Source organism: Enterococcus sp. DIV1537a, assembly GCF_051712085.1.
GTDB classification, from domain to species: Bacteria; Bacillota; Bacilli; order Lactobacillales; family Enterococcaceae; genus Enterococcus; species Enterococcus faecalis.
In genome coordinates, this window is the sequence record NZ_JBIOOE010000001.1 from 1,873,678 (window position 1) to 1,892,063 (window position 18,386).

Annotated in this window: 16 protein-coding genes; 1 reads left to right on the plus strand and 15 read right to left on the minus strand. The window is 36.7% G+C overall.

Annotated elements, in window-relative coordinates:
• Positions 1 to 17 precede the first annotated feature (17 nt).
• From IGJ41_RS09285 to IGJ41_RS09305, 5 genes are read right to left on the minus strand one after another with little or no spacing between them, the layout of a single operon-like run.
• Entirely contained in the window at positions 18 to 2,021 is a 2,004-nt protein-coding gene (locus tag IGJ41_RS09285) for a DUF7657 domain-containing protein (RefSeq protein WP_002383759.1), read from the minus strand.
• The gene (locus IGJ41_RS09290) at positions 2,022 to 4,163 is read right to left on the minus strand and encodes a glycosyltransferase family 2 protein (protein WP_033919486.1); all 2,142 of its coding nucleotides are present in this window, start codon (positions 4,161 to 4,163) and stop codon (positions 2,022 to 2,024) included.
• An 11-nt stretch (positions 4,164 to 4,174) separates the two neighbouring features.
• The gene (locus IGJ41_RS09295; protein ID WP_173963952.1) at positions 4,175 to 7,318 is read right to left on the minus strand and encodes a glycosyltransferase; all 3,144 of its coding nucleotides are present in this window, start codon (positions 7,316 to 7,318) and stop codon (positions 4,175 to 4,177) included.
• On the minus strand, positions 7,308 to 8,525 hold the full coding sequence (locus IGJ41_RS09300; RefSeq protein WP_002356901.1) for an ABC transporter ATP-binding protein: 1,218 nt from the start codon (positions 8,523 to 8,525) through the stop codon (positions 7,308 to 7,310). Before IGJ41_RS09300 ends, IGJ41_RS09295 begins: the two co-directional genes overlap by 11 nt.
• Before the next feature lie 12 nt (positions 8,526 to 8,537).
• Complete coding sequence (locus IGJ41_RS09305; RefSeq protein ID WP_002356900.1) at positions 8,538 to 9,332, minus strand: ABC transporter permease; 795 nt, start codon at positions 9,330 to 9,332, stop codon at positions 8,538 to 8,540.
• Between the two features lie 247 nt (positions 9,333 to 9,579).
• Here IGJ41_RS09305 and IGJ41_RS09310 point away from each other — a divergent pair, with 247 nt between their 5' ends.
• Complete coding sequence (locus IGJ41_RS09310; RefSeq protein ID WP_002356899.1) at positions 9,580 to 9,921, plus strand: EamA family transporter; 342 nt, start codon at positions 9,580 to 9,582, stop codon at positions 9,919 to 9,921.
• Between the two features lie 73 nt (positions 9,922 to 9,994).
• On the opposite strand, the gene IGJ41_RS09315 is transcribed toward IGJ41_RS09310, so the two are convergent.
• The 10 genes from IGJ41_RS09315 to IGJ41_RS09360 all read right to left on the minus strand — a co-directional run bounded on the left by IGJ41_RS09315 (position 9,995) and on the right by IGJ41_RS09360 (position 18,280).
• Positions 9,995 to 10,345 carry a DUF2304 domain-containing protein gene (locus IGJ41_RS09315; RefSeq protein ID WP_002356898.1) on the minus strand — a complete coding sequence of 117 codons (351 nt, stop codon included), beginning with the start codon at positions 10,343 to 10,345 and terminating at the stop codon, positions 9,995 to 9,997.
• Complete coding sequence (locus IGJ41_RS09320; protein ID WP_002359897.1) at positions 10,345 to 11,070, minus strand: glycosyltransferase family 2 protein; 726 nt, start codon at positions 11,068 to 11,070, stop codon at positions 10,345 to 10,347. The genes IGJ41_RS09315 and IGJ41_RS09320 overlap by 1 nt, the downstream gene beginning before the upstream one ends.
• Before the next feature lie 58 nt (positions 11,071 to 11,128).
• Positions 11,129 to 11,971 carry a dTDP-4-dehydrorhamnose reductase gene (gene rfbD, locus IGJ41_RS09325; protein ID WP_002356895.1) on the minus strand — a complete coding sequence of 281 codons (843 nt, stop codon included), beginning with the start codon at positions 11,969 to 11,971 and terminating at the stop codon, positions 11,129 to 11,131.
• 92 nt (positions 11,972 to 12,063) lie between these two features.
• The gene (rfbB, locus tag IGJ41_RS09330; RefSeq protein ID WP_002359895.1) at positions 12,064 to 13,092 is read right to left on the minus strand and encodes a dTDP-glucose 4,6-dehydratase; all 1,029 of its coding nucleotides are present in this window, start codon (positions 13,090 to 13,092) and stop codon (positions 12,064 to 12,066) included.
• A gap of 24 nt (positions 13,093 to 13,116) precedes the next feature.
• The gene (rfbC, locus tag IGJ41_RS09335) at positions 13,117 to 13,689 is read right to left on the minus strand and encodes a dTDP-4-dehydrorhamnose 3,5-epimerase (protein ID WP_002356893.1); all 573 of its coding nucleotides are present in this window, start codon (positions 13,687 to 13,689) and stop codon (positions 13,117 to 13,119) included.
• A gap of 12 nt (positions 13,690 to 13,701) precedes the next feature.
• Complete coding sequence (rfbA, locus tag IGJ41_RS09340) at positions 13,702 to 14,568, minus strand: glucose-1-phosphate thymidylyltransferase RfbA (protein ID WP_002364387.1); 867 nt, start codon at positions 14,566 to 14,568, stop codon at positions 13,702 to 13,704.
• Between the two features lie 122 nt (positions 14,569 to 14,690).
• Positions 14,691 to 15,404 (minus strand): glycosyltransferase family 2 protein, encoded by a 714-nt coding sequence (locus IGJ41_RS09345; RefSeq protein WP_002384299.1) that lies wholly within the window; start codon positions 15,402 to 15,404, stop codon positions 14,691 to 14,693.
• 3 nt (positions 15,405 to 15,407) lie between these two features.
• The gene (locus IGJ41_RS09350) at positions 15,408 to 16,235 is read right to left on the minus strand and encodes a glycosyltransferase (protein WP_002389137.1); all 828 of its coding nucleotides are present in this window, start codon (positions 16,233 to 16,235) and stop codon (positions 15,408 to 15,410) included.
• Complete coding sequence (locus IGJ41_RS09355; protein ID WP_002359892.1) at positions 16,235 to 17,023, minus strand: glycosyltransferase family 2 protein; 789 nt, start codon at positions 17,021 to 17,023, stop codon at positions 16,235 to 16,237. The genes IGJ41_RS09350 and IGJ41_RS09355 overlap by 1 nt, the downstream gene beginning before the upstream one ends.
• 120 nt (positions 17,024 to 17,143) lie before the next feature.
• On the minus strand, positions 17,144 to 18,280 hold the full coding sequence (locus IGJ41_RS09360) for an MraY family glycosyltransferase (protein ID WP_002366956.1): 1,137 nt from the start codon (positions 18,278 to 18,280) through the stop codon (positions 17,144 to 17,146).
• Positions 18,281 to 18,386 lie beyond the last annotated feature (106 nt).

Sequence of the window (18,386 nt, forward strand, 5' to 3'; positions counted from 1 at the left end):
ATTCCATGAATGAATCACTAGTCGTTTATTCGATAAATATATGCCCCGTTCTGATCAGGTCCATATAATTTTTCAAAATGAATCGTTGGTGTGTCTAACGGTTCTAATGGTTTATAAACGACCGCATATTTAATCCCATATTCTTTTAATTTTTCTGGAGATAAACGAGCAATAATCGCATCTTTTTGCATCAACTCTAAAACAGGGGTCTGATTTCCTACTTCAACATTGATGTGCGCATAGCGATTATAAATAAATGTGTCTTTTCCTTTTGGATCTAATGGTTTCCAAGCCTCTAAGTCAGGTGTAAAAGCAACACCGTTAAATGTATGCACACCTAACATTGGCAAATAGCCATACATCAAGCGTTCGCCCACCCACAATTGGTTGGGGTCTTTTTTGTTAATTTCTTCCACTTCTACCGCTAATTTTTTTCCATAGACAGCAGAAACGCCTCGAGAAATTGGATTAACAAAGGCACCAGAAACCATAATGATTCCTAATAAGACAAGGACAAATAACGTGCGCCAACGTTTAAATAAAGCAACAATTAAAACGGTAGCGACAACTAAGACACCAATGATGTCCATTCGTGTAACGTATAACCGTAAATTGCCCGTATATAAAACAAAGAAATACAGAACAACATTTAATCCTAGCGCCCCTAACCAGGCCATCATTGGAATTTTTGCTTGGCGATTCCATAAATAATCGATGAACCATAAACTCAACAACACAGCGGCAAACCCGAAGGATAACATCGCCCGTTGTTCTGGCACATAAGACCACAATGTCAACTTAGCAAAAATTGTTGGAAATTGCACGCTCATCCAAACTAAGTTAAATAAACAATACACGAATAAGACAAAACCGTAAATGTTTTCTTTGATTTTTTTATAAAAAATAAATGGTGAGAGCGGCAAAATAACAAAAAATAATTGATAAAAACTACTGATTTCCGAATTATTTGAATATGGAACATCTTGAAACGGCATTTTCCAATTTGTTAAAAATAACAAAATATCGCGTTTAGGCATATCGCCACCTAAACTTACCCGTTTTCCTGGATAAGCGGTATCCATTACTGCTTTTAAGGAATCCAATGAGCCATATAGCGATCCGCCAACAATAATCGCCGTCATCAAGAGTGCACCACCTATCAGGACCCCATCCCACTTATCCAACTTAATTTTTTTACGAAATTCTAAAAAGAATAAAATTAAAAATAATAAAATCAAATAACCAAGTGGTACTTGTAGCGCAGGATAAATAACTAAAACAAATCCTGAGGCCATAATAACAGCCGTTATCGCACAAATGACACGACGTCGAACACTACTATGATAATAGAAATAATTATAAATTCCCACTAAAAAACCTAAGCCAAAAAATACTAAATCTCCAACTGGCGAGACAAACCACCATTGAAGGGCCGAAGAAAACGGAATCCAAACACTTGCTAACAAAGCTAAATATTTATTCCGCCGTGTGACGATCAAACCAATTTCAAAAGAGAATAAAATCAAACCAATTAATTTAAGATTCCAATACCAAGATAAGCCATATTCTTTACCTAGTAGCACGTAGCCCCAAGTAAAAGGTTTCGCTAACGTGGCCAAATTCCACGCTGGCGAATTATAGCCTACCACCATGTCTTGACCATTTAACGTAATCACATCATTATGTGTTTTCAAACCCGTTTGTGTTTGCGACAGACTAAATGGGGTTTGAACGAGCCATTCATCCGAACGAACACCTCTTGGTTCACCAGCAATTAATGAACTTTTTTGGCCATCCGCATATTCAGAAACATACGCATCCCACATGTTTAATGAACTACCATGGACTTTAAAGGCGACCAGTAAAATAAAAATGACTGCCGCTAGCAGATAGCGCCAGCGTAACAAATGATCAACCAAGCGAGCGCTCTGCTCAGCTTGGTTGCGTAATGGTTGTTTTTCTTTTCTTGTAGTTAGTTGTTGTTCCATCTTTTCGCTCCATTTCGTCATCCGCAATTGCATCTAGTCAATTCGTAATGAAAAGTTGGGAATATCCCTTGTCAGATTAGGATTATAAAATGGATCATTTTCAATTAAAGGTCCCCATTTTTCTTCCATCATCACTTTTTCTTGTTCAAAACGTTTTTTCTTTTTGCCTTTATCATCATATCCACGAGTTTGAGATTCAAAATGATAAAGCTCTGCTTCATGAAGCCAAACATTGTCACGTCCTAAAGCTTGGACTTTCAGGCATAAATCAACATCATTGAAAGCTACGGTAAACGCTTCTTCAAAACCACCAACTGCATCAAAATCTGCTTTTTTCATAAGTAAGCACGCGGCAGTTACTGCTGAATAATTAACATTAATAGCTAACCGACCAAAATAGCCTAAGTCACCATGGGGATAACCATAATGACCATGTCCAGCAACACCACCTAATCCTAAAATAACGCCTGCGTGTTGGACCGTATTATTTGGATACAATAATTTCGCACCTACACAGCCAATCCGTTCTTGCTGAGCAAATGAAACCATCAAAGTTAACCAATTCTCTGTAATCACTTCGGTATCATTATTTAAAAATAATAAATACTCTCCGTGCGCTTTTTTCGCTGCACGATTGTTAATAGTTGAGAAATTGAATGGAATATCGATTGATTCAACGAAAAAGCGGCCAGGTAATTGTTGTTCAAATTCTGCATACAATTCGTGCATTTTTGGATCTGTACTTCCATTATCAGCCATAATAATCTCGTAATTTTGGTAGGTTGTTTTTTCAATAATCGATGAAACACAACGTTGTACGTCTTTATAGCCATTTTTAGTTGGAATAATAATTGAGACTAACTTGTCGGATTTAATGTCATAATAAACATCGTATAAGCCATTCGCCGCCCCATGCGTTGCACGACCATTAATACCTCGACGAACGAGCGCATCTTGCACGGCTCTTAGCCCCGCTTCAAAAGCATAACCTTTTGAGCCCTGATCCACCGCTGTTGAGGTTGGTAGCATCCGCCAATAGTAAAGAACTTTTGGAATATGTTTGATGCGTTCTTTTGTCGTTTTTTCAGTAAATCTTAAGACTAAATCGTAGTCTTGAGAACCTTCGTAACCTTTTCGAAAGCCGCCAATTTCTTCTAGAATACTCCGACGATACACGCCTAAATGCGAAATGTAATTCGTTCCTAAAAGTAAATCAGGTGACCAATCTGGTTTAAAGGCTGGATCAGAACGATTTCCATCCATGTCAATCTTATCTTCATCACTATAAATTAAATCCAGTTCTGGGTTTTCATTCAGCACTTTAACCACTTCATAAAAAGCATTGATCGCTAATTCATCATCGTTGTCTAGTAAGGCGACAAATTCTCCGGTAGCAATCGCTAAAGCAGAGTTGGTCGCTTCGGAAATATGACCATTTTGTTCACGAAAGACGACCCGAATTCGCTCATCCAATTGTTGGTACTCTGTTAAAATCTTTTTGACATTGGGATCTGTTGAGGCGTCATCGGCCATACATAATTCCCAATTAGTATAGACTTGATTCAAAATAGAATCAATGCACAACCGAAGCCATTTTTCTTCAACATTATACACTGGCATCGCAATGGAAATTTTAGGTTGATAATGAAATGTTGCGATTTCTTGCGTCATCGCTTCTATGTCTAGTACTTCATTTCTAGCTAACCAGTTAGGATACGAAGCTTGATTTCTTAGTTTCTCAATTTTCGCTCGTTGAATGGTATGAGAAATACCATTTTTAGCCATATACTTAAATCCTTTTTTGGCTTTTATCCAGAGACGAGTCACTTTATCTTCTGTCCCTGGAATCACTGGATATTTTTTATTCAAGGGAAAATCCACTGTTACAACATGTGCTGATGATTGAAAATGAAAAGGGAGTATTTTTTTTTGTTTAATTCCTTCAAGTGTAACAACAAAGCCAGCTTCAATCGCAGGCTCTGTTTGATAAATTTGATTAACATCTTCACGTAAAACGCGCTGAATGTTATAAGCGGACACTTGGTTTTCATTATTAATTGTGAAAGTTGGGCTTTCTTTAGTGATTGTATCCAACGCCCAACCTGTAATGGTTAAATTATTTGTTGTTTTGTCGCGATAGATACTATCAAAGATCACCTTAATGTCTTCATTCATGTGCATTCTCCTTATAGATGTTTCGGATTTCGGTAGGGATCAACTAAAGCTTCCACGGTCCATTTTTCCGCAAATTCTTTATAAGATCCTTTTTTATCATGGTTTTGCATTTTTTCGTCTGCTTTCAAAATTGCATAGGACACATATACATTTCGTTTACCAGCGCTAGCAAATTGTAACGATAAATCGACACCCATCCACTCTTTTCCTAAGTTTTCGTTAATTCCTTCTAAATTTAGGTAAAGTTGTTTGTTGAATAGTAAGCAGTCTTCAGTTGCTGCTTGAATATTTCTTGGTAAAGCAATTCTGTAATAGTAACCTAAGCTTTTACCAGGGGTGCCTTTTTCGGGATAAAGTAATCGACCTTTGTCTGTATCAACTGATACTCCCACCGTTTCCACGCGATAGCGTGCGTCAACTACGCGGCCAGTCACTAAACCAGAGGTCTCTTGTTGACCAATGTTCATTAACTCTTTTAACCAATCATTTTTCGTTGGTACCAATCCAGCATTTAATAAAGCCACATATTCTCCCTTAGCAGCTTGAATCATGCCATGACGAGTTTCTGTTGAAACATAACGAAGACGGTCATTTTGGATATTTATTTGATTCTCGAAGCGTGCAGGCAATAGAATTTCATAATTTGTATAGGCAGTTTTTTCTAATAATTGACGTAAGTAACTACTCATATTCTCTGTATCATTCGTAATAATCAATGATACCATCGGCACATGATCATAAAGATAGTTAATTTTATAGGAACCATAAAATTCGGCAATCTCTACTTGTGCTTTTAAGCCACGGCGTTCCATTGCCGCTTGGACCGCTTTTTGACCAGCTACATAGGCGTAACCTTTGCTTTCAGGGTTTAGAGCAGTCGATGATTCAATGGCACGCCAATGATACATCATACCAGGAATATGCTTGATTTTCGTTGCTTGTTCCGTTGCTCGCAATACGAAATCATAGTCTTGAGCGCCGTTATATGCTGAGTTCAATCCGCCTACTTTTTCTAATAAATCACGTTTCACAACAACAAAGTGTGTAATGTAATTATGGTTTAAAATCAGTTCTGGATTCCAGTCCGATTTGTAAAACGCGTTGAAGCGACGACCATTTTCTGTAATTTTATCTTCATCAGTATAAAGAAAATCAATCATTGGGTCTGTATTTAAAGCTTTGACCACTTCATATAATGCTTGTGGCGCTAATTCATCATCGTTATCCATGAAACCAACAAAATCGCCAGTAGCAATCGACAAAGCTGAGTTAGTTGCTTCTGAAATATGTCCGTTTTCTTCGCGATAAATAACTTTGATTCGTTGATCTAGTTCTTTATATTTTTCTAGCATTGGCTTAATATGTTCGCTTGGCGATGCATCATCTGCTAAACATAACTCCCAATTTTCATAGTACTGATTTTGTAAAGAAGAAACGCACGCTGCAAGCCATTTTTCTTCGACATTATAAACAGGCACAGCGACAGAAATTTTAGGCTGAAATTGGAACGTTTTAATTTCCGCTAAAACTGCTTCCACGTCAACAGGGGCTTCTGCTTTTTCTTGTCGTTTAAAGTACCACTTCACTGAGCCCATCAAACCACGTGTCTGAATCGAACGCCATGCTCGATCAAATTTCGTACCTGGTTGAACCATGTTTGGACGCTCCACCACGTATTGAACCTTCTGACCTGATTTGGTGTCAATGTTTAACGTGTAGGCTGGTAAATCTTCTGGATCTTTAATCGTAATGACAAAACCATAATCTTGATCACCTTCTAATTCAAACATATCAATAACATCACGACGATATTCTGTTTCCACGGTATAAGTGACTGATTCACTAGCTTCTGCAATGCTGAATCTTAACGGATAATTTGTTTGTTTGTCATACGCCCACCCTCTGATAACAGAAACGTTATTTTCTACATCGCGAGCAATATCATCGATGGTTAAATTAATCATTTTATCAAATTTAGTTAACGTGATTCGTTTATATTTTCCAGTAGGCATAGGGGCAGTCTCCGTCTGTTTATTCATTTCTTCTAAAAATTGATTTCTTTCATCTAACAGTGCATGAATAAAGGTATTTTCACGTTCTGAATAGTTGCCTTCAAAGAAATAATCAATGGCTACTGTCAGGTATTTGCCTGCCATTTGTGCCTCGGTTACTTCGATTACAGGTACTTGTGTATCTAAGAAATAATAGATATCCTCTTGTACCAGAAAAGCATTCGTGGCTGCGACTGGGACTGTCTCCCCGTCTATCGTCATGGATAATTTGACAATTGCCCCTGTTAAACTTGGGAATAATTTTATCAGTTGGACGTCTTCTGGTATCTTTAGTTGGAACCGTTTTGTTTCAGGTTTTTGTAAATCAACTGGTTGATCCAACTCAGTCTCTTTTTCTTCGCCGCAATTAATTAAAATATGAACGTTTTTTTCATTGTATGAATTTACTGGTGTCACTCGCTCTGGCTGTTCTACTGGTTCAGCAGTCAAGGCAAAAAAGTACTGATACACTTCGCCAAAGGGACGCGCTTTAAAAGCTGCTTGTACTTCTACAGGTAACGCTTCATACGTCGTAGGAATTTCGTTGTAGCCAACTTGATTAAATGTAAAATCTTCTTTGGCAATGTATAAACCAACTTCTGCAAAAACTTTTTCAAATCCTTCTTGTAAATAGAATGATTTATGCGTAGCATCCAACAGCCCAGTTTCATTCCATGTTAAACGATTATTAAATAAATCAATTAAGACCGAATTATGCGCCAAATTAGGGAAAGTGATTAAGATTTGACCACCTGGTTTTAAAAATGGTTTGACTTTTGCTAAGGCGCTTTGAGGATTCATTAAATGTTCCAACACATCTGCAAAAACGATATAATCAAACGTCTTACCAGCAAAGTATTCGACCCAATCATTTTCATCAATATTGCCATAAAAGGCATCTGTTGAAAATTGACTGACATGATCATAAAGTTCTTTGTCTAATTCAACAATTGAGACCTGGCACTTTTTTTCTTCCATCAAATAGCTAGTCATTCGCCCATTACCTGGACCAAATTCCAAGACATCACTATTTTCTTTGATTTGTGCTACGATTTTCCCAACACTGGTACTCTCGTCTGTTTCCATTTCAAAATCATACTTCATCTTTTGTCGTATCCTTCCATTTATGATCTAAGATGACAATTCCTTCTCCGGCATAACGACCGGTAATAAACATCGTCACGTATTTTGTTTTGTAGACTAATGGGACTGTTGCATGTTCCTCAAAGAAAGCAATATCAAAATAATATTCACCTGTTAATAATGACATTTTTTCATATTCTAAATAAAAAACATTCCGTCCTTTTTTCCAAGGAATTTGCACGCCATCTAACAACGTATTTAAGCCACAGACATAATGATTGTCCACTGTTCGAATAGCGACCCCACAAACAGGCTTCTTAATTTGGTCATTTTTGACAGTATATTCAATTTTTACAATCACTTTTTCATCTTGCGTTACCATTTCTAATGGTTCATAATCCGCATTTAAAAGTTCCGCATGATCCACTTCAATAATATCTGGTGTTGGGGTTTCATCTTTCATGGTCGCTTCGCGGTCAACCGTTTTAATTGATTTCTTTTTCAAAAAGTTTTCGTAGTTGGTCGTCACGTCCATCGTATCTCCATATTCAACGACTTTCCCGTGTTGCAACCAAAAAGTTCTGTCACAAAAACGACGAATGGAGTTTACATCGTGAGAAACAAATAAAATTGTTTTACCAGAATTTTTAATTTCCGTAAATTTTTCCATACATTTTAATTGAAACTCTAAATCCCCGACAGCCAACGCTTCATCGACAATTAAAATATCGGGATCCACGTTAATAGCTACCGCAAAAGCCAAGCGGACAAACATACCACTAGAGTATGTCTTAACTGGTTGATACAAATGATCGCCGATGTCAGCAAAATCAATGACATCTTGGACACGCTCTTCCATCTCTTCTCGGGAAAAACCCAAGACCATTCCATTTAAGAAAATATTTTCATATCCTGAATATTCAGGGTTAAAACCTGAACCTAATTCAAGCAACGCTGAAATTTTCCCATTAATCACCATGGACCCGGAGGTTGGCGTTAATACTCCTGTAATAATTTTTAACATGGTTGATTTTCCAGAACCATTTTCGCCGACAAAGCCAATCATCTCGCCTTTTTTAATTTGCATCGTGACATCGTCTAACGCATAAAACAAATCGTGGTAGGATTTTTTGGTTGGACTAAGCGCTTCTTTAAACCGATCGGACGGCTTTTTATACATGTTGTATGTTTTGGTAATATGTTGGATATCGATTGCATATTCTGACATGTCGTTCTCTCCTTATAGTACATCTGAAAAATGTGGTTTTAAGCGTCTAAACACGGTTGAGCCAATTAATAGTAAAACAATAGTAACTCCCCAGAAATATAAGCTATATTGCCAATGTTCCCAGAACCATGCACCGCCTAAATAAGATTCGCGGTATCCTTGAACAATATAATATAATGGATTGATTTTTAAGATTGTCGCAATCATTCCAGTTGGTTGCCATAAAATTGGTAATGTCCACATAACTGTTTGCATAATGATATTGATAAATTGCATAATATCAGGTAAAAATGGTTGTGTTGAAGCAGTAATCCACGTAATTGCTGTTAAAAAGACTAATAAACAAGCTAAGTAGTAAATTAATTGCAAACTGTACAGACTTGGGTAATAACCGTTAGCTGTAGTAATTACAAAACCAATTAGAATGAAAAACAAGTGGGTGTACAAGTTCGATAAAATTTTAGATGTTGGTAAAATTTGTACATTAAACACGACTTTTTTAACTAAATAACTATATTCACGAAACACATTCGTGGCTGATAATAACGAATCTGAAAAGAAGAACCAAGGTACCATCCCTGTTACTAAATAGACAATGAATGGCATATTGTCGCCAGCTCTAGAACGAAGGCCTACAGAAAAGACAAACCAATACGTCAAAACAGTTACTAATGGCGTTAAAAACGCCCAGACAATTCCTAGTGCTGAACCAGCATACTTGGCCTTAAAATCATTAAATGAAAATTGTAATAACAATTTTTTGTTCTGAAAAATATTCTTGAAAATTGAAAATGTTTCTTTAAACATATACTTATTCCTTCCGTAATAAACTATTTTTATCTAAAATTTTTGGATACAAAAATGCCATTTTAAACAACATTTCTATTTTATCGATAAACGCCTAGCTTTTCAATAGTAGACCCCTTTTTATAAAGAAAAATTTAACTGATTTAGCTATATTAAAAAATCTTGTCCAATTTTTAGGAGATTATGCTACAATAATGGAGGTCTTGCATTTTTTTGCACGGAAACTATTTTTGAGAGAAGGGAAATTATGGTTCTTTTTATTATTTACGTATTTCTGTCTTCTGCTGGTCTGGTCTTATTTAAACTAGGTTCTAGCAGTTTGAACATCCAACTCCAACAAACAATTTTTTCAATGAATATCTCACTTATATCTTTATTAGGTTTATTTTGTTATTTAATTAGTTTTATTTTATGGATGTTAATTATTAGTCGTTCCGATGTTTCTTACATTGTTCCTTTAGGCGTTGCCTGTACAAACATCGCTATTTTAATTGCTTCAAATCTTATTCTAAAAGAGACAATCACAACGAATGCCCTTATTGGTGCTGTGGTTATTATTGTCGGCATTGTGATTATGAATCTTAAATAAAAAAGATCGCTATTCATTGAGCTGACCCTTAAAAATTAGACTTTCAGGTCCAACTTTTAAGGGTCACTACACATTAGCGATCTTTTTTATTTTCTTCAGATTTCATGATAGATAATTCTTGCAATAATGTTTTAATGCGATTTTCGTGTTTTGAAATCAACACAGAATTTTTAATTTCCATGATTAAAAGGACAATCACCGCAGCTGATAATAAGAAGTTTGATGTTGTTTCAAACCCAAAGGCCATTGCTAACCATTCTGCCACATGCGGGAAAATAGCAAAAATAATTAAGACAATTGAGATTAATAACCAAATCAAAGCATTTTTTAGGAGAAAAATATTTTTATTAATCCCTCGAATAATGTATAAGAAAAAGCCAATTGCAAATAAAAATAAAGCTAGCCATAACACGGTTGGTAGCATTAATCTCCCTCCTTCATAAAGGCAGCAATCAGAATTGCTGAGCCGACTTCCAGCATATACTTCACAGAAGCCAAGGCACGAATCGAAGAAACACCACCAAGCCGTTCCATCATATTGACAGGTCTTTCAACAATCACAAAGCGTTTTTTAATTAAGTGAACAATCGATTCTGGCTCGGGATAATTTGTCGGATAACGCTTTGCAAAAAAAGCAATCACTTTCCGATTTCCCGCTCGATAACCAGAAGTCACATCATAAATTGTTTTACCAGAAGCCATTCGAATGCAAAAAGATAACAAACGAATACCAAAACGGCGCATTTTCGTACTTTGAAAAGCCGCTTCGTTTCCAGGAATGAAACGAGAGCCAATCGAAAAATCACATTTACCCTCTGCTAATGGTTCCAGTAAAATAGGTAAACTATTGATATCATGTTGACCATCACCATCAAACTGAACCGCCACATCATACTCATTTTCTAAGGCATATTTATAGCCGGTCTGTACCGCCCCGCCAATACCTAAATTCAACACTAAATGAATGGCATTAATTTGGTTGACTTCTAAAATTTGTTTGGTTCCATCTGTCGAGCCATCATTAATTACCACATAATCCAATTCATGTTGAAAATGCGTAACTTCCTGTTTAAATGTTTCAATGGAAGCAATCGTCCGCAAAATGTTTTCTTCCTCATTGTAAGCAGGAATGATTAAAAGTACCTTCATAAAGAGAAACACCTTTCCACTTTTTCTCTAACAAAACCCCTCACTTACACAAAACAATTTATTGTTGAACATTTTCTAACATTTGTGCTAAGGCTTCTTGCCAAGTAGGAATTTTAAAGCCTAACGCTTCTGTTTTACTTAAATCCATGACAGAATATTGTGGTCTTTGCGCCTTTTGTGGAAATTGAGTTGAATCCACTGGCAGTACTTCCACTTCAGTATCTTTTAAAATTTCTTTAGCAAACTGATACCAGCTACAGCTGTTTTCATTAGACAAATGATAAACACCAAATGGCGCTTTTTCTGCAATAACAAATGCCATAAATTCGGCTAACGTTCTTGTCCAAGTTGGGCGGCCAAACTGATCGTCCACTACCGTTAGTTGGTCTCTTGTTTCCGCTAATTTTTGCATGGTAAAGACAAAGTTATGACCGTATTGACCAAATACCCATGATGTTCGAATAATATAATAGTCGTCCAGGATTTCTTGTACCGCTTGTTCACCTAATAACTTCGTCCGACCATACTCATTTAAAGGATTCGGTTGATCATCAATCGCATAGACGCCTTCTTTTTTAGTTCCATCAAAAATATAATCTGTACTTACATAAACAAGTGTCGCCCCCACTGCTTTAGCAGCTTCTGCAACATGACGTGTGCCATCTACATTCACTTTTTCATCTAATTCCTTGCCTTCGTCTTCTGCTTTATCAACAGCTGTATAAGCAGCACAATGATAAATGACGCTTGGTTGAATTTCTTTCACTTTTGCCAACGTACTATCCGCATCAGTAATATCTAATTCTGTGGAATCCGTTGAAACATACTCAATTCCTTGTTCGTCTAATAGGTGACGTAATTCTGTGCCCAATTGGCCATTTCCACCAGTAATTAAAATCATTTTTTTCGCTCCTTCTTGAAAAAAAGGCAGGGCAAAGTAGCTTTTGTACTTTGCCATCGCCTTTCGACTGTTATCTCACATGTCAGAAAAAATTACTGACCATTTTGTGCATATTTTGCTTCAACAGCTTCTTTATCTGCACGCCACCAGTCTTCATTTTCTGTATACCACTTGATGGTTTCTGCCAAGCCTTCACGGAAATTCGTGAATTCTGGTTCCCAACCTAATTCTTCGCGTAATCTGGTTGAATCAATCGCATAACGTAAGTCATGTCCTGCACGATCGTTGACATGCTCATAGGCATCAACAGGTTGTCCCATTAATTCTAAAATTAATTCCATCACTGTTTTATTGTCTTCTTCACCATCGGCTCCGATTAAATATGTTTCGCCAATTTGACCTTTTGTTAAAATTGCCCAAACAGCCGAAGAATGGTCGTTTGTATGAATCCAGTCACGAACATTTTTACCAGCACCATAAAGTTTTGGTGTAATGCCACTTAAGACATTGGTAATTTGACGGGGAATAAATTTTTCAATATGTTGATATGGACCATAGTTATTTGAACAATTTGAAATTGTTGCTTGTAAGTTAAAAGAACGAACCCATGCTTTGACTAACAAGTCAGATCCTGCTTTTGTTGAAGAATAAGGACTTGAAGGATTGTAAGGCGTTTCGGCAGTGAATTTTTCCCCTTCGCCTTCTCCATGTCCTGGTAAATCTTCTCTTAAAGGTAAATCGCCATAAACTTCATCAGTCGATACATGGTGGTAACGAACATTGTTTTTACGGCAAGCTTCGATCAATGTGTACGTCCCAATCAGATTGGTTTGTACAAATGGGAATGGGTCGTTTAATGAGTTGTCGTTATGCGATTCAGCAGCATAGTGAACAACCGCATCTGTTTCAGCGACTAAACGATTAACTAATTCAGCATCAGCGATATCTCCTACGACTAATTCCACGCGATCACTTGGTAGACCTTCAAGATTTTTTTCATTTCCTGCATACGTTAATTTATCTAATACAGTTACATGAACTTCTGGATGATTCTTTACAACATAATGAACAAAATTTGAGCCGATAAAACCAGCTCCACCTGTTACGATGATTTTTTTCATAATTGAAACTCTCCTACTTTTTTCTTAAATTTCGCCATAGATAAACGGATTTTCCGCTTCAAATTCTTTTAAGGTTGGATGTTTTTGATCCTTTTCTGACGTAATCGCTTTTTCTGGCGCAATTGGCCAATCAATAGCTAACGCTGGATCGTTAAAAGCAATACCGCCGTCTGCTGCCGCATTGTAGTAATTATCACACTTGTACATAAAGTTCACGTTCGGTGTCAAAGTGACAAAACCATGGGCAAAACCTTTTGGTACTAAAAGTTGACGGTGATTATGTTCTGATAAAATGTAGCCTTCCCATTGGCCATAGGTTGGACTCCCTTTACGAATATCAACAATCACATCTAATACCGCACCTGTTACAACACGAATTAGTTTTGTTTGCGCAGCTTCGCCTTTTTGAAAATGCAATCCACGCAAGACACCTGCTTCTGTTGATAATGAATGATTATCTTGGACAAAGTCAAAGTCTAATCCATGTTCTGCAAATTTAGCTTTGGAATAACTTTCTGTAAAAAAGCCACGATGATCACCGAAAACATCCATTTCGATAATTTTGACATCTTGTAATTTTGTATCAATAACTTTCACGTTTCTTCGCTCCTATTCTGCTGCTAAACGTAGCAAGTATTGGCCGTAGCCATTTTTCTTCAATGGTTGTGCCAATTCTACCAATTGTTCTTTTGTAATATAGCCCATTCGATAAGCAATTTCTTCCAAACAAGCGACTTTTAAATTTTGACGTTTTTCAATTGTTTCAATAAATGTTGACGCTTCTAATAAGGATTCGTGTGTGCCTGTATCTAACCAAGCAAAGCCACGGCCCATTACCTCAACAGAAAGTTTATTTTTTTCAAGGTAGACTTTATTAACGTCTGTTATTTCTAATTCCCCACGTTCTGAAGGTTTGATCCCCTTCGCAATTTCAACCACTTCATTGTCGTAAAAATACAAACCTGTCACTGCGTAATTTGACTTCGGTTGTGCTGGTTTTTCTTCAATAGAAAGCGCCCGCATCTCTTCATCAAATTCTACCACGCCGAAACGCTCTGGATCATTTACATGGTAACCAAAGACTGTTGCCCCTGACTCTTTAGAAGCCGCTCGTTGCAACATTTTTGATAAGCCACCACCATAATAAATATTGTCCCCTAAAACTAAGCAGACACTATCATCACCAATAAATTCTTCACCAATAATAAATGCTTGCGCCAAACCATCTGGGCTTTCTTGCACCGCGTATTCGATATGAATGCCTAAATCATGGCCATCGCCGAATAAGCTTTCAAAACGTGGTGTATCTTCTGGTGTAGAGATAATCAAAATTTCATTAATTCCCGCCAACATTAACGTTGACATTGGGTAATAAATCATTGGTTTGTCGTAAATTGGCATTAATTGTTTTGATGTTGCTTTTGTTAACGGATATAAGCGTGTCCCGCTTCCGCCTGCTAAAATAATTCCTTTCATGAACAATCTCCTTAAATAACTTCTATTTTTAGTTTCTATAAAACCAAATATCCTTCCCTATTATCGCATTAAGCATAGGGTTTGTCATGTTTTTTACGTAAATTTTACAAATCTGTAAAAGTTTAGCGCTGTTCCTTTAAACGCTGATGTAAAGCTTTTAATAAATTCACACGCCAATTTAATTTTTGTTGGAAACTTGTTTTGGTAATAATGGGGCTGACATTCGCTCCATGTCTTCGGTAAAGCACTAATGGTTCTTTAATGAGACCCGTTTGCTTCTTCCGTGCAGCTAATAAGCCAATCCACATATCATGCATAGGAACTTCTGGCGGAATGGGTAAAATGACGTTTTTCATTTCTTGACGAAAGGCCATACCTGCCCCAATATAGCCACTTTTTATCGCATTTCGCCAAAACCCTGGTTTGACTTTTCGAAACTTAAAATAAGAGGGATTGGTAACTTGTAAATCCGCATCAACAATTTTCAAGTCACTAATAACCACTTGGATGTCAGGGTGCGCTTCAAAATATTCTGTCACCGTCGTTACTTTATTTGGCAACCAAACATCATCTTGATCTGCTAAAAATATTACTTCGCCTTTCGTATGCGTAAGCGCAAATGCAAAATTAGCAATCACTCCTTGCCCTGGACCTTGTAACAATTGAATTTGGGGATAATTCGCTGCATACGTCCTCAAAATTTCCAACGTATGATCAGTAGAACCATCATCTGAAATAATTAGTTCATCTTCTTCACTGACTTGTAAAAGAATACTATCTAATTGTTCCGCGAGATATTTTTCTCCATTATATGTCGCAATACAAACTGAGATCATAGATTATCCTTTCATTAACTTGAGAAATTCTGCCAATGTTTGCCGCCAAATTTGGCGATTTTTGACAGTTAAAAATTGCTTACTACTGCGTAAAAATAAATGGCGTCGATGATGGGAAAACTTTTCTTGATCATATCGACGATAAAATAACGTTTCTGCTTCAATAATAGAGCGATAACGTTGAGGACTCATTGTACGATAATCTAAAACAGACAATTCTTGTTTTAGGTGGATTGGTAAGACTTCAATCTTTTTATTGGCTTGATTTAATTGATAAAAGAACCAATGGTCTAAATAGTCCAAAGGAAATTCTTCCGAAAATCCTTCCAACCAGCGTAGCGTTTCTGCCGTAATAACTGTACCAGAATTGATAGCCATCAACGGTTGGTTGGCTATCCCTGCTGTTGGCTTTGCTCCTTTAAGCCCAACGTATTGATCACTATATACTGGCGAAATTTGTTGTCCATTTGCTTCTACAATTGGAACATAGACTGCCACAGTCGGATCTAATGGCATGATGATCAACGTATCAAAATAAGAGGCTGGCACTTCTGTGTCTTGGTCAAGGAGCAACAATAATTCACATTGATTCGCTTGACTAAAAGCAATCGCTTCATTATAAGCGGTCGCTAGTCCTGGATTATCAGGATTATGTCGATAAGTAACATTTGGTTGTAAAAATAATGCATCTTCTTGAGGAAGTGGACTGTTGTCATAAATAAATAAGTGCAATTGGGGGTGGTCTACCACTTCTTTTAATAACAAATAATTCGGCGTATCAGCCATTTTCATTTGATATAAGACGATGACTACCGCTAATCTTTGACTCATTAAAAGAACCTCCAGCCCCATTTGTTAAAAAATTTCCCCATTGATTGCATAAAGATTTTAAACAATTTTCGACTTTTATGGGCGCCCTTTTCATACATGTGAACAACCGTTTCAAAAGGCGTATAGAGAATCCGATAGCCTGCTTTGCCAAAGCGTAAACATAAATCGTTGTCTTCAAAGTACATGAAGAAACGTTCATCGAACCCACCAATTTCAACGAATTTTTCACGATCAATCAACATAAAACAGCCTGAGCCCATTTTAATATCCGTTGTTTCTGTATCCGACAAATCGCGACATTCATAAATACTCAAACGTTTATCAAAAATTTTCTTTACAAATTGAAAGGGAATAAAACGTAACATATAATCGAAGACATCTAATTTTTGACGAACTAAATATTGCGTCGTGCCATCTTCATTTAACACTTTAGGGCTAACGACTGCAATGTTCTTATCTATTTTGATACGGTCTAATAAACGATCAAGCACGTCTTTAGTAACCAACACATCGGGATTAAAAATAATTGCATACTTTGTCGAAGCATTGAATAACACTTGATTATGACCATGACCAAACCCTTGATTTTCTTCAGCGCGATGGATAGTAATAAATGGTTCATATGTTGTTAATTTTTCAAGATACGCTGTTTCAGAATGATTGTCATAGATATGAATATCATAGATACTATCAGTACCTAGTTCGGCTTTTAATTGGTCTAGTACATTAAAAATGTAACGACTATTATAAGTGACAATCGAGATTGTTACCATTTCTTGCATGCTCATTTCTCCTTACTACTGAAACATCGTCTTAAAAAAAAGCATATGTTTCACACATATACTTTTTTAAGTTTAATGGAATTATATCATAGGTTTACGCTCTCGCAAAGCAACCTAAAGATTTCTTTACTTTCTCTTAGAATGCTTGCCAAGTCGCTTTTTCATTTGCTCCTGACGATATTCACGATTCCCTAAAATCCGTAACAAATACATCAACGGTTGATGCCCTTCGCCAACTAGACCGATTAGTTCAATGAATAGTTCTAAGCCAATTAAACAAAAGACAATTAATAAAATTGATGCTACTGTACTTGAATAGCTGAACAATAAAGAGACAAAGGAAAAAACTAACGCTAATGCATAAATAGTCATGACCGCCCCTTTATGGGTAAAACCTAAAGATAACAAGCGGTGATGTAAATGCATTTTATCTGCTGAGGAAATGGGCTTCTTGTTCAATAGCCGTCGAATAATTGCATAAACCGTATCCGTAATTGGCACACCTAAAATCACCATTGGCGTAATTACCGTAATAAACGTAGCATTTTTCAAGCCCTGTAACGACATTACTGCAATCATAAACCCGAGGAATAACGCCCCGGTATCTCCTAGAAATATTTTAGCCGGATAAAAATTGTATGGGAAAAATCCCGCAATGCTCGCAACTAAAATAAAAATAACAATTGGGATATAGACCGTTTTAGCATGTAGGAAAAAATACCCTGTAATACCAATCGTGGTTAATCCAATAATGGATACGCCTGATGCTAAACCATCCAAACCATCAATTAAATTTACTGCATTCGTAATCGCTAAAATCCACAATAAAGTTAGTGGTAAACTAAACCAGCGCAAATCAATCATTCCAACAACTGGCAACGTCACAAAATCTATCCGAATTCCAGCAACAAAATAAATAACTAATGCTGCTAACAAAATACCGATTGTTTTTTTCATTGGAGTAATCTCTTTAATATCATCAATGAGGCCTGTCAAAACAACCATTCCACCAGCCAAAATAATCGGCCAAATATAATCTTGTGGGATAATCGAACGAAAAATCAATAAACATGAACTAGCAAAAGCAATGTAGATTGCAAGTCCTCCTGCTGTAGGCATATTTTTGGTATTGATTCGTCGCTCTCCTGGTGCATCATAGGCGCCAATCCGAAACGCTAGAAGCTTAACAAGTGGTGTTAATAGCAAAGATAAGATAAATGTCATAAATAAACGTATCAAAACTTCATAAATAAATAGTGACATAGTCGAACCCACTTTCTTCTCGTTCAGGGTATATTATACCGTAAACTGAAGCATTTACAAGCTGAAACATGTGTTCTGGCAACGGTTTAGACTTTTTTAAAGAAAT

What these genes read in the sequence shown, in the direction of transcription:
- IGJ41_RS09345 (WP_002384299.1), bottom strand. Translation starts at nt 15,404, where the DNA reads ATGATCTCAGTTTGTATTGCGACATATAATGGAGAAAAATATCTCGCG.
- IGJ41_RS09315 (WP_002356898.1), bottom strand. Translation starts at nt 10,345, where the DNA reads ATGCTACCAACCGTGTTATGGCTAGCTTTATTTTTATTTGCAATTGGC.
- IGJ41_RS09355 (WP_002359892.1), bottom strand. Translation starts at nt 17,023, where the DNA reads ATGAGCATGCAAGAAATGGTAACAATCTCGATTGTCACTTATAATAGT.
- IGJ41_RS09290 (WP_033919486.1), bottom strand. Translation starts at nt 4,163, where the DNA reads ATGAATGAAGACATTAAGGTGATCTTTGATAGTATCTATCGCGACAAA.
- rfbD (WP_002356895.1), bottom strand. Translation starts at nt 11,971, where the DNA reads ATGATTTTAATTACTGGTGGAAATGGCCAATTGGGCACAGAATTACGT.
- IGJ41_RS09285 (WP_002383759.1), bottom strand. Translation starts at nt 2,021, where the DNA reads ATGCAATTGCGGATGACGAAATGGAGCGAAAAGATGGAACAACAACTA.
- IGJ41_RS09350 (WP_002389137.1), bottom strand. Translation starts at nt 16,235, where the DNA reads ATGAGTCAAAGATTAGCGGTAGTCATCGTCTTATATCAAATGAAAATG.
- rfbA (WP_002364387.1), bottom strand. Translation starts at nt 14,568, where the DNA reads ATGAAAGGAATTATTTTAGCAGGCGGAAGCGGGACACGCTTATATCCG.
- rfbB (WP_002359895.1), bottom strand. Translation starts at nt 13,092, where the DNA reads ATGAAAAAAATCATCGTAACAGGTGGAGCTGGTTTTATCGGCTCAAAT.
- IGJ41_RS09300 (WP_002356901.1), bottom strand. Translation starts at nt 8,525, where the DNA reads ATGTCAGAATATGCAATCGATATCCAACATATTACCAAAACATACAAC.
- IGJ41_RS09305 (WP_002356900.1), bottom strand. Translation starts at nt 9,332, where the DNA reads ATGTTTAAAGAAACATTTTCAATTTTCAAGAATATTTTTCAGAACAAA.
- IGJ41_RS09320 (WP_002359897.1), bottom strand. Translation starts at nt 11,070, where the DNA reads ATGAAGGTACTTTTAATCATTCCTGCTTACAATGAGGAAGAAAACATT.
- IGJ41_RS09295 (WP_173963952.1), bottom strand. Translation starts at nt 7,318, where the DNA reads ATGAAGTATGATTTTGAAATGGAAACAGACGAGAGTACCAGTGTTGGG.
- IGJ41_RS09360 (WP_002366956.1), bottom strand. Translation starts at nt 18,280, where the DNA reads ATGTCACTATTTATTTATGAAGTTTTGATACGTTTATTTATGACATTT.
- IGJ41_RS09310 (WP_002356899.1), top strand. Translation starts at nt 9,580, where the DNA reads ATGGTTCTTTTTATTATTTACGTATTTCTGTCTTCTGCTGGTCTGGTC.